This window comes from Chryseobacterium flavum, assembly GCF_003385595.1.
Lineage (GTDB): Bacteria > Bacteroidota > Bacteroidia > Flavobacteriales > Weeksellaceae > Chryseobacterium > Chryseobacterium flavum.
The window spans coordinates 120303-132596 of the sequence record NZ_QNUE01000005.1 but is presented as its reverse complement, the minus strand read 5'-3'; the positions used below and the strand labels follow the sequence as shown (position 1 = coordinate 132596).

At 38.4% G+C, this 12294-nt stretch carries 12 protein-coding genes; 5 read left to right on the top strand and 7 right to left on the bottom strand.

Annotated elements, in window-relative coordinates; all coding sequences use genetic code 11:
* The first annotated feature begins 50 nt into the window (after positions 1 to 50).
* From DRF59_RS21260 to DRF59_RS07710, 3 genes are read left to right on the top strand one after another with little or no spacing between them, the layout of a single operon-like run.
* The gene (locus tag DRF59_RS21260) at positions 51 to 272 is read left to right on the top strand and encodes a bacteriocin-like protein (protein WP_115958429.1); all 222 of its coding nucleotides are present in this window, start codon (positions 51 to 53) and stop codon (positions 270 to 272) included.
* Positions 273 to 325: 53 nt separating this feature from the next.
* Positions 326 to 496, top strand: a complete 171-nt coding sequence (locus DRF59_RS20730) for a bacteriocin-like protein (protein WP_157967441.1) — start codon at positions 326 to 328, stop codon at positions 494 to 496.
* Positions 497 to 547: 51 nt separating this feature from the next.
* Positions 548 to 754 (top strand): bacteriocin-like protein, encoded by a 207-nt coding sequence (locus DRF59_RS07710; RefSeq protein ID WP_115958427.1) that lies wholly within the window; start codon positions 548 to 550, stop codon positions 752 to 754.
* A gap of 54 nt (positions 755 to 808) precedes the next feature.
* Here DRF59_RS07710 and nadA read toward each other — a convergent pair whose 3' ends face one another.
* The 3 genes from nadA to DRF59_RS07695 form a co-directional block, all read right to left on the bottom strand.
* Positions 809 to 1828 carry a quinolinate synthase NadA gene (nadA, locus tag DRF59_RS07705; RefSeq protein WP_115958425.1) on the bottom strand — a complete coding sequence of 340 codons (1020 nt, stop codon included), beginning with the start codon at positions 1826 to 1828 and terminating at the stop codon, positions 809 to 811.
* 68 nt (positions 1829 to 1896) lie between these two features.
* Positions 1897 to 2460: a guanylate kinase gene (gene gmk / locus DRF59_RS07700; RefSeq protein WP_115958423.1), complete on the bottom strand. Its 564-nt coding sequence runs from the start codon at positions 2458 to 2460 to the stop codon at positions 1897 to 1899.
* Between the two features lie 64 nt (positions 2461 to 2524).
* The gene (locus DRF59_RS07695; RefSeq protein ID WP_115958421.1) at positions 2525 to 3382 is read right to left on the bottom strand and encodes a YicC family protein; all 858 of its coding nucleotides are present in this window, start codon (positions 3380 to 3382) and stop codon (positions 2525 to 2527) included.
* Between the two features lie 93 nt (positions 3383 to 3475).
* Here DRF59_RS07695 and miaA point away from each other — a divergent pair, with 93 nt between their 5' ends.
* Entirely contained in the window at positions 3476 to 4390 is a 915-nt protein-coding gene (gene miaA / locus DRF59_RS07690; protein ID WP_115958419.1) for a tRNA (adenosine(37)-N6)-dimethylallyltransferase MiaA, read from the top strand.
* Between the two features lie 92 nt (positions 4391 to 4482).
* Here miaA and DRF59_RS07685 read toward each other — a convergent pair whose 3' ends face one another.
* The 4 genes from DRF59_RS07685 to DRF59_RS07670 form a co-directional block, all read right to left on the bottom strand.
* On the bottom strand, positions 4483 to 5895 hold the full coding sequence (locus DRF59_RS07685; protein ID WP_115958417.1) for an efflux transporter outer membrane subunit: 1413 nt from the start codon (positions 5893 to 5895) through the stop codon (positions 4483 to 4485).
* A gap of 171 nt (positions 5896 to 6066) precedes the next feature.
* A complete protein-coding gene (locus DRF59_RS07680; protein WP_115958415.1) occupies positions 6067 to 9249 on the bottom strand; it encodes an efflux RND transporter permease subunit in 3183 nt (1060 codons plus the stop codon).
* Between the two features lie 41 nt (positions 9250 to 9290).
* Positions 9291 to 10451: an efflux RND transporter periplasmic adaptor subunit gene (locus DRF59_RS07675; protein ID WP_115958414.1), complete on the bottom strand. Its 1161-nt coding sequence runs from the start codon at positions 10449 to 10451 to the stop codon at positions 9291 to 9293.
* A gap of 360 nt (positions 10452 to 10811) precedes the next feature.
* On the bottom strand, positions 10812 to 11408 hold the full coding sequence (locus tag DRF59_RS07670) for a TetR/AcrR family transcriptional regulator (protein WP_115958412.1): 597 nt from the start codon (positions 11406 to 11408) through the stop codon (positions 10812 to 10814).
* A gap of 316 nt (positions 11409 to 11724) precedes the next feature.
* Between DRF59_RS07670 and DRF59_RS07665 the strand changes: the two genes are divergently transcribed.
* Positions 11725 to 12279: a thioredoxin family protein gene (locus DRF59_RS07665; protein ID WP_115958757.1), complete on the top strand. Its 555-nt coding sequence runs from the start codon at positions 11725 to 11727 to the stop codon at positions 12277 to 12279.
* Positions 12280 to 12294: the final 15 nt, after the last annotated feature.

Here is a 12294-nt window from a genome sequence, read left to right as displayed (position 1 = left end):
TTCCTTTTTTAGAGATATATTTGTTGTAATTAATTAAAAATCTTATATTTATGATTCTAACTGTAATAAATGTAACCATGAAAAATTTAAAAAAAGTGAATCGCAAAAATCTAAAATCTATCAGTGGAGGAGATGTGAATGATTGTTTTGAGTATTGTCCAGCGGGACCATATGGACCAGGTGAACCCAGGTCATGTGCCGATTATCACGCCTTACCACCATGTTGTAAAGGAAGAGTACTGGTCAGTTTTGAATGTTCTGATCCGTATTGATTTTTAATCAATAAACAATAATAATCTTATTTCTAATCTTAAAATTAAAACGTATGAAAACAATTAAAAAATTATCACGTGAACAAAAGAAAAGCATCACCGGAGGATTCACTGATATCCAGATTGAAGCTTGTGGTGGTGAACAGTTTGTATGTTTTCGCGGAGGTGGACAATGGGGATGCTGGCGGAAACCGGGAGGAACCTGTTATGCACCCATGCTGTAAGTATTGGCCCAATACTAAATCAATGTTAAATCAATTAAAATTAAAACGACTATGAAAAATTTAAAGAAATTAAACCGAAAAGAACTTGAAATAATAAATGGAGCCGGCCCATCTGGATGCGCAGGATGTCCACAGAATGCTACCTTTGGAGATGGCCCGGAATATCAGTATTCCTGTGCTGCCTATCAGGGACTTCCTGATTATTGTAAGATGTGTGTTCTGGTAAGCATAGAATGTGTAGACGGCGGAGTATCCTAAACTAATTTTTCTTAATAAAACAATAAAAAGCACTGTGAAAAACAGTGCTCTTATTTATTTTATACTTTTGGAGAGATCAAGCATGGCTTCAATTGGCTTCAATGCTTTTAATCTTAACTCTTCATCAATAAGAATTTCAGGAAGTTCATACTTCATGCACAAATACAATTTTTCCATAGTATTACGTTTCATGTAGAAACATTCTGAACAGTTACAGCTTTCGTCAAAAACCAGTGCAGGGATCAATTCCTTGTGAGGAGCACGTTTTTTCATTTCGTGCAGAATACCTTCTTCTGTAGCGATGATGAATTTCTGGCAGTCATCTTTTTCTACATAGTTAAGCAATGCGGAAGTAGAACCGATAAAGTGAGCCAGTTTCAAAACAGCTTCTTCACTTTCAGGGTGTGCAATCAGTTTGGCATCCGGATTGTCTGCCAGTTGCTTGGCAATTCTTTCCATTGAAAAAGCCTCATGCACTATACAGCTTCCATCCCAAAGGATCATATCACGTCCCGTTTTTTTAGATAAATATCTTCCCAGGTTCTTGTCCGGAGCAAAGATGATAGGTCTGTCTTTTGGAAGTGCTTCAATGACTGTTTCAGCATTGGAGCTTGTAACGATGATATCACTTTCTGCTTTAGTTTCAGCATTACAGTTAATGTAGGTTGCTATTAAAGCATCAGGGTGCTGCTCTCTCATTTTTCTCAATCCTTCTCCGGAGCATCCATCTGCCAGAGAACATCCGGCCATCGTATCGGGAAGAACCACCTTTTTGGTAGGATTGAGGATTTTTGCAGCTTCTGCCATAAAATGTACTCCGCAGAATACAATCATATCAGCATTTGTTTCTTTTGCCTGTCTGGCCAGCTGTAAGGAATCTCCAAGGAAATCTGCGATGTCCTGAATTTCTCCCGGCTGGTAATAATGGGCAAGGATTACAGCATTCTTTTCTTCTTTAAGTTTAAGAATAGCTTTCACTAATTCTTCCCCTTGAGGAATTGCTATATCTTTTATATCCAGAAATCCTTTAACGGGAATTGCAGATTTAGCTTTTTCTAATGTTTCGGTACTCATATCAACCTCAATGTTTTTTATTTATCAGAATTTTAGAAGCAGGATTGGAGAGTATTTTCTTCCACCCATTAATTACTGATAAAACTTTTTATTAAACTTTCTATCTCTTTTTTGGCTTCATCCAGATCGGTATTGATTACGATCCTGTCAAACTCGTTTGCATAGGACATTTCTTCTTCGGCCTTTGCTACACGGGTTTTAATGGTTTCTGCATCATCTGTATTCCTTGAAATCAATCTTCGTTCCAGTTCTTCTATTGAAGGTGGTTCTATAAAAATAGATAATGCCTTATCTCCAAAATATTTTTTTAAAGAAATACCCCCTTTTACATCCACATCAAAAATAACAACTTTTCCCTGATTCCAGATCTTTTCCACTTCAGATTTTAAGGTGCCGTAATATTTATCGGTATATACTTCTTCATATTCTACAAAAGCATCTTCAGCAATCTTTTGTCTGAATTCGTCCGGTGTTAAAAAATGATAATCTACTGCATGAGCTTCATTACCTCTCGGTTCTCTTGTTGTACAGGAGATTGAAAATTCCAATTCGGGAAATGTTTCCAGGGAATGTTTTACCAATGTAGTTTTTCCGCTTCCTGATGGTGCTGAAAATATAATTACTTTATTCATAGAGTTGTAATTGCTGGCTGAAAGTTACAGTTTATAACAACTGTTAACTCTCAACGGTCAACTATTATAATACGTTTAGCGTTTGTTCTTTAATTTTTTCCAGGTCGTCTTTCATCATGACCACCAATTTCTGAATTTCTGCATGATTGGCTTTTGATCCTAACGTATTAATTTCCCTTCCGATTTCCTGTGAGATAAAGCCAAGCTTTTTTCCATTGAAAGATTCATTATCCATTACTTCTTTATAATACTTCAGGTGTTGGGCCAGTCTTACCTTTTCTTCTGAGATATCAAGCTTTTCCGTAAAATAAGCCATTTCCTGGTAGAAGCGGGTCTCATCAACATTTTCAAATTCTTTCAGTGATTTCTGATAACGTTCTTTTACACTCACAATTCTTTCCTCTTCAAACGGAATCACCTCACTCAGATACTTATCAATATTCTCAATATTTCTGTTAAGTTCTTCATGTAAAATGCCGCCTTCAGTTTTTCTGAACTCTTCAAATCGGTCTACAGCTGTATTCACAATTTTTGCAAGTGCTTCCCATTCTCCTTCTGTAAGTTCATCAGGTCTCGATGTAATAGCATCCGGCAGTCGTACTGCCATCTTAAGATATTCAAAATCAGGTCCGTCTGATGCAATGTTTTTAAGCTCATTGATGTAAGAGTCAATTAAATTTTTATTGATTTTTACATCGTTGGACTCTTCAAGATTCTCTAAATTGACATAACAGTCCACTTTTCCACGGATAATTCTATCATTAAGAATTTTTCTGATCTCAAATTCTTTTTCTTTATAGCGTAAAGGAATTTTAATATTTAAATCAAAGCTCTTGCTGTTCAATGATTTAATATCTATTGTTATTTTTTTTCCTTCAAAAACATCTTCAGCTCTGCCGAAGCCGGTCATTGATAAAATCATAGTTTTTTATTGTTCTACAAAGATAAACATTTAAATTAGCACTGTGAAATCTGTAAGGTTGCATCTGACCGATAAAATAATGAACGTGAACTGATGAAAAATTTGATTTCTGTAGTAGGTCCCACCGGAATTGGTAAGACAAAATTGGCAATTGATCTGGCGCAACATTTCAATACAGAGATTGTTTCCTGTGATTCCAGACAGTTTTTCAAAGAAATGAAAATAGGTACCGCAGCACCTTCAGAGGAAGAACTGGCTGCAGTTCAGCATCATTTTATAGGAAATCTTTCTGTAGAAGATTACTATTCTATCGGACAATATGAAGAAGATGCTTTACAAAAGCTTGATGAACTTTTCAAAAACCATGATACTGTAATTCTGGTCGGAGGAAGTATGATGTATGAAAAAGCAGTAATAGAAGGATTGAATGATCTCCCCGAAGCAAGTACTGAAAATCAGGAAAGACTGCATGAGATGATGGAGAAGGAAGGCATAGAAAAACTTCAGGAAATTTTGAAAGATCTCGACCCCGAATATTTTGGAATCGTAGATATATACAATCACCGGAGACTTTTGCGCGCCATTGATATTATCTGGCAAACCGGCAGAAAATATTCTGAGTTGATTGCAGTTTCACAGGATACCAGGGATTTTAATGTCATCAGGATAGGAATAGAGGCTCCGAGAGAGGAACTTTATGACAGGATTAACAGAAGAGTAGATGTCATGATGGATAAAGGCCTGTTGGATGAGGTGAAAGGCTTGGAAAATTTTAAAGGACTGACTGCTTTGAATACAGTTGGCTATACAGAACTGTTCAAATATCTTGATGGGGAGTGGGATCTTGAATTTGCTGTTTCAGAAATTAAAAAGAACAGCCGAAGATATGCTAAACGTCAGCTTACATGGTACAGAAAAGCAGATGATATTCATTATTTGCAATTGGGATATTCTGAGAAAGATTTTGAAGAATTGCTTCAGTGGATTGGTGGGCAGTGTCAGAAATAATCTCTTGCTTTTTAATTAACGTAACAATTGAAGGGAATAGTAAAAATGCGGTCCTGAAAAGAACCGCACTTTTAACAATATAATTTAATTTACTACTTCCAACCGCCGCCCAGCGCTCTGTATAGATCTACAATGCTGCTTAATCTCTGTCTTTTAATGGAAGCAAGATTCAGTTCCGCCTGAAGTGAGTTTCCCTGTGCGGTGATCACTTCCAGGTAATTGGCTGAACCTCCTTTATAAAGAAGTTGTGCACTTTTAATTCCGTCCTTTAGTGTAGTGGCCTGTTCCGTGGCTTTCTGTTCCTGTACTTTTAAATTCTCATTAGAAACCAAAGCGTCCGAAACTTCACCCACTGCATTCAATACAGCCTGGCGGAATGCAAGAACATTTTTCTCCCTTTGAATTTTAGCTACTTCCAGGTCCGTTTTTAATTGTCTCTTCTGGAAAATAGGCTGGGTAATTCCTCCCAAAACAGATCCGAATAACGAAGCAGGAATCTGAAACCAGTTATCAAATTTGAAAGAGTTCACACCTCCGTTGGCTGTAATCTTTAATGACGGATACATATTCGCCTGGGCAATTCCTACTATAGCATTGGATTCAAGTAAAACAAGTTCCTGCTGACGAACGTCCGGTCTTCTGCTTACCATTGCTGCAGGAAGTCCGGCAGTGATGTTTTGAGGTAAGGAAGTATCTGTCATTTCAATTGTTCGGTTCACTTTATTTGGCAGTTCTCCTACCAGAATGCTCAATGCATTTTCCTGAATGGCAATATTCTGTTCCAGCTGGGCAATCAGAAGTTCTGTTGCCTGTTTCTGTGCTGCTGCCTGCTGTACTCCCAGAGAAGTGTTGTCTCCGCTTTCCCACATTTTTTGTGTCATCAATAGGGTATTGCTGGTCAGTTCCAGATTGGATTTTGCAATAGCGAGTTGTTTATCAAGCATCAGAAGATTATAATATCCCTGTGCAATGGCAGCTACTACCTGGGTCTGAACTGCTTTTGAACCTTCATAGGTCTGAAGGTACTGCATTCTTGAAACTTCCTGCTGGTTTTTGATTTTTCCCCAGATGTCAGCCTCCCAGGAAAGGTTAAAGGCTGCATTATAGTCTTCAACATGGCTTGAGCCTAAAAATAAATTTAAGCTTTGCCCGTTCATGCTGTTTTTGGAAGGTTTTGAGATCTGCCCGCTTACTCCGAAACCAACATCGGGATACTGCATATATTTTGCCTGTTTCAGTTTTTCCTGTGAAGCGGCAACCTGTTTTAATGCAATCTGAAGATCATAATTATTTTTAATTCCTTTTTCAATCAGTTCCTGTAAAATGGGATCGCTGAAAAACTGTTTCCACTCCAGGTTGGCGATGCTGGCAGTGTCTGCAGTTGCAGTATACTGAAACTTTTCAGGAAGCGGCAGCTCAGGCTCCGTGTATGCCAGTTTTGACACACACGATACAGAGCCTATAGCCAGCGCAAAAGTTAGAATAATATTTTTTACTCGTTTCATAGTTTTTAAACTTTTAATTGAATACAAAACTTAGAGAGGTTTCTATTGAGGCAAAATTGTCTTTAGTAGGAGAAAATAGTTAGCTTTTGTAAACCATTAAGAACAGGCAGGTGAATAGTTAATCCTTTATAGTCTTAAAATTTTCTCTAAGTTTTTGTATTTCATTTTTTATTAGTGACTGGCAGCTAAAAGTTCTTCCTCCATTTGTTTTTTCTGAAGTCTCTTCTTTTTTCTGCTTGGCATTTTTTCATGCAGATACTGGAATATTACATACATTACCGGAATGATAAAAATTCCGAATAGTACTCCCGTAAGCATTCCTCCTACGGTACTGTATCCGATGGAGTGGTTACCTTTTGAAGATGCTCCCTGTGTCCATATCAATGGAAGCATTCCCACGATAAAGGCAAAAGAGGTCATTAAGATCGGCCTTAAACGTAATCTTGATGCCTGAAGTGCAGATTCAATTAAAGTTTTTCCTGCTTTTCTTCTCTGTACGGCAAACTCTACAATCAGAATAGCATTCTTTGCTAACAGTCCGACAAGCATGATCAATCCTACCTGAACGTAAATGTTATTATCAATTCCTGCCAGTCCTGTAAAGGCAAATACCCCGAAGATCCCTGTTGGAATTGTAAGAATAATGGCAAAAGGAAGAATATAACTTTCATACTGGGCTGCAAGTAAGAAATATACAAACAGGATGCTTAAGAAGAAGATGAACGCGGTCTGTCCGCTTGTTTTGATCTCTTCACGGGTAATTCCTGTCCATTCATATCCATAGCCTCTGGGCAGTGATTGCTGGGCAACTTCTTCTACAGCTTTGATGGCATCTCCGGTACTGTAGCCAGGTTTTGGCGTCCCGTTGATCGTTACTGCATTGAAAAGGTTATTTCTTGTTACCGTTTCAGGACCGAAAGATCTTTTTAACGTAACCAAAGTTTTTGCAGGAACCATTTCTCCTGATTTATTTTTAACGTAGATTCCTTCCAGCGAGTTGATATCCGTACGGTAAGGAATATCTGCCTGAGCCATTACCCGGTAATATTTTCCGAATCTGTTGAAATCCGATACAAAGCTACTACCGAAATAAATCTGCATCGTCTGCATGAGTTCTGTTACCGAAACCCCCAGCTGGTTGGCTTTATCAGTATCCACATCAATGGTATATTGAGGATTTCCTGCAGCATACGTAGTAAAGGCAAAAGCAATTTCAGGTCTTTTCATCAGCTCTCCAATGAACTGTTGAGTAGTTGTTCCCAATTGTTCAAAAGAACTGTTTGTTTTATCCTGAAGCATGAATTCAAATCCGGAAACGTTACCGAAACCTTGTACAGTAGGGAAGTTGAAAAAGAATGCATTGGCATCTTTTACCTGGCTTACCTTTCCTGTTAAAGTTCCTGCAATCTGATCAGGATCTTTCATTTCACCACGCTTGTCATAATCTTTAAGCTTAATGAAACCTGCAGAATATGGAGAAGCGTTGGCATTGCTGATGAAGTTCATCCCGTCGGCTACCCAAAGGTGATTGGTTGCCTTTTCACTATTGATGATCTTGTCGATCTGGGCTGTAGCTCTATGGGTTCTTTCCAGTGAACTTCCCGGAGGAGTATTTACCGCATATAACACGAACCCCTGGTCTTCGGTAGGGATGAATCCGGATGGTGCTTTCTTGATCAGGAAGACACTTGCTGCGGTAATAACAACAAGACCGCCTACTGCAACCCACTTATTTTTAATTAAAAACTTAAGGCTGTAGATATATTTTCTGGTCATGCTGTTGAAGCTGGCATTGAAAGCATTGAAAAATCTTGCTCCAAACCCTTTTTTATGACCATGTTCACCGTGTTCTCCCTGAGGATCATTTAAGAACATTGCACATAATGCCGGACTTAATGTCAATGCGTTTACTGCTGAAATTAAAATTGCAATTGCTAATGTGAAGGCGAACTGTCTGTAGAAAACTCCCGCAGGTCCCTGCATGAAACCAACCGGAATAAACACGGCGCACATTACCAATGTAATGGAAATAATAGCTCCTGAGATTTCACTCATTGAGTTCATAGTAGCGTGTTCTACCGGCATTCCCGTTTGCTCCATTTTAGAATGGACGGCTTCCACCACCACAATCGCGTCATCCACCACAATACCAATGGCCAGAACCAATGCAAACAGCGTAAGCATGTTGATACTGAATCCAAACAGCTGAAGGAAGAAGAATGTCCCGATGATCGCAACAGGCACTGCAATAGCCGGAATTAATGTAGACCTGAAATCCTGAAGGAAGATATATACTACAATAAATACCAGAATGAAAGCAATCACTAAAGTTTCCACAACCTGATGGATAGAGGCATCCAAAAAGTCTTTGGAGTTATACATGATGATGGGTTTTACTCCTTTTGGAAGAGTGGTCTCCATTACTTTCACCTGCTCTTCAATTTCAGTCAGGATTTCATTGGCGTTGGAGCCTGCAGTCTGTAAGATGGCAAATCCGGCAACTGGTTTTCCGTCTACTCTGTTTGTCGCAGTATAGGTATACGAACCGAATTCTACTCGTGCCACATCTTTTAATCTTAAGAATGAACCATCACTGTTTGCTTTGATAGCGATGTTTTCATAGTCTTCATCCTTGTTCAGTTTTCCTTTATATTTAAGGATGTATTCGTAAGTTTCCTTACTTCCCTGTCCAAGACGGCCCGGAGCAGCTTCAAGGTTATGATCCTTAATGGCACCCAGAACTTCCTGAGGCGAAAGATTGTTGGCTGCCAGTCTATCCGGTTTCAGCCAGATTCTCATGGAATAATCCCTTGTGCCAAATACCTGAGCCTGTGCTACTCCCGGAATACGCTGTATCTGTGGAATAACATTAATCTTCAGATAGTTTTGAAGGAATAATTCATCATATTGTTTAGCATCTTCACTGGTCAATCCCATGAACATGATCATACTGTTCTGTACTTTCTGTGTGGAAATCCCGGCTTGTACCACTTCCTGAGGCAGCTGGCTCATCGCTTTGGATACCCTGTTCTGCACGTTTACTGCAGCATTATCAGCATCAGCACCCTGTTTGAAGAAGACGCTCAGGGTCATGGTTCCGTCGTTACTGGAGTTTGAGGTCATATAGGTCATGTTCTCTACTCCGTTCACTGCCTCCTCAATCGGGGTAGCAACCGAACGCGCTACAACCTCCGCGTTAGCTCCCGGATAGAATGCCGTTACCTGTACACTCGGTGGAGCGATATCCGGGAAGAGGGCAATCGGTAAATTAAAGAGAGACAAGGCTCCCAATAATAAGAGTATTATGGAGATGACCGTTGAAAGGACCGGTCTTTCTATAAATTGTTTTAACATAAGAAGTTTATTTTTTTAAGTCTTCTGTATTCGGAAAAGGACTATAATGGTTTCGCTTTTAACAAGCTGTCAGAAGAAATATTTTTCGGTTTGATAGAAGCACCGTCTTTTAAGTTTCCGATTCCTGTGAATACGATTTTTTCTCCGGGTGCAAGCCCTTCAGAAATAAAATAATAGCTATCCGTTTTTCCTGATATTTTGATCGGTCTTCCGGTTACTTTCTGGTCTTTACCCATTACATAAACATAGGTTTTATCCTGAATTTCGAAAGTAGATTCCTGCGGAATTACTACAGCATTCGAAATCAATTGAGGCATACGCACTCTTCCTGTATTTCCGGTTCTTAAAGTTCCGTTGGCATTAGGAAATACGGCACGTACACTGATGGCTCCTGTAGTTTTGTCAAACTGGCCGTCTACGATACTCAATTTTCCTTTTTCAGGGTAAGTACTGTTATCAGCGATCACCAGTTCTACCATTGGCATATTCTTCAGTTTCTCTTCCAAAGTAGCTCCGGGATATTTATTCTGGAAGCCAATGAAGTCAAGTTCACTTAAAGAGAAATAAGCATAAATTTCACTGATGTCAGATAATAATGTCAAAGGATTTACATCGGTTCTGGAGATCAGACTTCCTTTTTTGTAAGGAATTCTTCCGATATAACCGCTTACAGGAGCTGTAATGGTTGTAAATCCTACATTTATTCTGGCGCTTCCTACAGAAGCTCTGGCTTGTGCAGCAGCAGCAACGGCAGCTTCATAATTGGCTTTTGCTGTTTTAAGCTGTACATCAGAAACAACTTTTGCCGCAACCAATGGCTGTAGTCTGTCTACTTCCACTCTTGCTTTCTGGATATTGGCATTGGCAGCCTGCAGATTTGCCTGCGCCATATTCATTTGTTCACCATAACTTCTGGAGTCTATTTTAAATAATGGCTGTCCGGCTCTTACGTATGAGCCTTCCTCTACATAGATCCTGTCAAGATATCCGTCTACCTGAGATCTGATCTCTACATTATTTTTCCCTTCCAAAGCAGTAGGGAATTCCTGATATGTTGTAGCGGGTGATGTAATAACGGTATAAACCGGAAGTTCAGGAGCTGGCGGCGCGGCATTGGAGCCTTCTGCGGCCTTGGTGCAGCTCTGTAACAGAATTATACTTGCAATAAGTACAATAAACCTTGTTTTTCCAGGTATTTTCATTGGGTTTAATTTTTTAATGAGTGTTAGATTTTAGGTAATGTTTCTTGTAATAAATACTGTTTTTTTTCCTAACAGTGTTAATGGATAGTTCAAAAAAAATTACAGAATTTTTAATGTGCAATTGGGTCAATAGTTTCCATAGCTGAATTTTTTAATGTTGCTTTTTATATATAAGATGAGGTGTATCTACGTTAATTTTACTAACAGTGTTAATTTGTAAACAAAAAATGATTACTTTTAACAGCTGAATGATATTAATTGCTTCATAATATTTTCATTTTTAATCAGGAATAACAGAATAATTTTCATTAATCCGGTGTTAAGTTTCCTAACGGTGTTAATTTTTAATTCAAAAAAAATTTACAAAGACTTAATAAAAGCCGAAACAGTTTCGTCCAAAGTCGTCTTATTCATTGTTGAAGGGATATCAGCAGTACGCATCATCATAATAGAGATCATTCCGTGAACGGCAGAAAACAGAGCATGAGACATATGACAGGCATTGTCCGGATTAGATCCGTTTTTCTTAATAATCTCATAAGTACATTCATAGATCAGTTCCTGGAATGATGAGAATTCTTTTTTCATCTGTCCTTTTCCACAACATTGCATTCCAAGACCAAACATCAGCTGGTAATATTCCTTATTTTTAAAAGCAAAGTTCCAGTACGCATCCACAATTGCAACAAGCTGCTCTTCCGGAGTGTCGTGTTTTTGCTGAGCTTTTAATAATTCTATGTGTAACTTGTGAAAGCCATCTAATGAAATTTCAAATAAAATGGCTTCTTTGTTTTCAAAATAATCATATACTACAGGAGCACTATATTCAATTGCATCTGCTATCTTACGCATAGAAAGTGCGCCCCAGCCTTCAGTTTTGGCCAACGTAAAAGCAGCCTGCAAAATATTTGCACGGATGGATTCTTTTTCTCGTTGACGGCGTTCATGTAGACCCATGATAATTTTTTACTAACAGCGTTAGCAAAACTACAAACTTTTTAATATAACTTCCAAAGGTTATTACATATTTAACTTTAAAAAGGATTACAGAGGTTTTGATTGAATGTCTGGAAGTACAGAAGAATGGAGGCTGGAAGCCAATCCGAAGCACTACGAAAGCAATAATAGAATTTGACTATAACTATTTTTTAAGTTTAATACCTCTGTATTCTTCCTTGGAACCTCTTTTACAATGTTAAAAATAGAAGTACGTTATTCAGGACGTATCTTATTAAAAGAAATAATTATCTTTGTCAGTAAAGAAAATAAGGATATGAATACTCCATCAAATATGCTGGCACTAGGAACAAAGGCTCCGTTTTTTGAGCTTCCTAACCCGTCAAAAACGAATGAACTTCAGTCTTTGGAAGAACTGAAAGGGGAAAAAGGAACATTGGTTATCTTTATGTGCAACCATTGTCCGTTTGTTCTTCATGTCATTGACAAGCTCAATGAGTTATATGAAGATTATAATGATAAAGGAATTGAGTTCATTGCAATCAATGCAAATGATATTGAAAAATATCCGGCAGATTCCCCGGAAAAAATGATCGAATTTCAAATCGACAGAAGATTTGATTTTCCATATTTATTTGATGAAAGTCAGGCGGTTGCCAAAGCGTATGACGCTGCATGTACTCCGGATTTTTATTTCTTCGATGATAAGCTGGATCTTGTTTACAGAGGCCAGATGGATGATTCAAGACCTGGGAATAATAAAGATGTAACCGGAGAAGATCTGATCATCGCTTTCGAAAATCTTTTGGCCGGAGAACCTCAGGAAGAAATTCAGAGACCCAGTATGGGATGTAATATTAAATGGAAATAAGTAACTGCTGAACCG

Coding starts and splice junctions, on each gene's coding strand:
- DRF59_RS07675 (WP_115958414.1), bottom strand. CDS start 10,451: ATGAAAATACCTGGAAAAACAAGGTTTATTGTACTTATTGCAAGTATA.
- DRF59_RS07710 (WP_115958427.1), top strand. CDS start 548: ATGAAAAATTTAAAGAAATTAAACCGAAAAGAACTTGAAATAATAAAT.
- nadA (WP_115958425.1), bottom strand. CDS start 1,828: ATGAGTACCGAAACATTAGAAAAAGCTAAATCTGCAATTCCCGTTAAA.
- DRF59_RS07670 (WP_115958412.1), bottom strand. CDS start 11,408: ATGGGTCTACATGAACGCCGTCAACGAGAAAAAGAATCCATCCGTGCA.
- miaA (WP_115958419.1), top strand. CDS start 3,476: ATGAAAAATTTGATTTCTGTAGTAGGTCCCACCGGAATTGGTAAGACA.
- gmk (WP_115958423.1), bottom strand. CDS start 2,460: ATGAATAAAGTAATTATATTTTCAGCACCATCAGGAAGCGGAAAAACT.
- DRF59_RS20730 (WP_157967441.1), top strand. CDS start 326: ATGAAAACAATTAAAAAATTATCACGTGAACAAAAGAAAAGCATCACC.
- DRF59_RS07665 (WP_115958757.1), top strand. CDS start 11,725: ATGAATACTCCATCAAATATGCTGGCACTAGGAACAAAGGCTCCGTTT.
- DRF59_RS21260 (WP_115958429.1), top strand. CDS start 51: ATGATTCTAACTGTAATAAATGTAACCATGAAAAATTTAAAAAAAGTG.
- DRF59_RS07695 (WP_115958421.1), bottom strand. CDS start 3,382: ATGATTTTATCAATGACCGGCTTCGGCAGAGCTGAAGATGTTTTTGAA.
- DRF59_RS07685 (WP_115958417.1), bottom strand. CDS start 5,895: ATGAAACGAGTAAAAAATATTATTCTAACTTTTGCGCTGGCTATAGGC.
- DRF59_RS07680 (WP_115958415.1), bottom strand. CDS start 9,249: ATGTTAAAACAATTTATAGAAAGACCGGTCCTTTCAACGGTCATCTCC.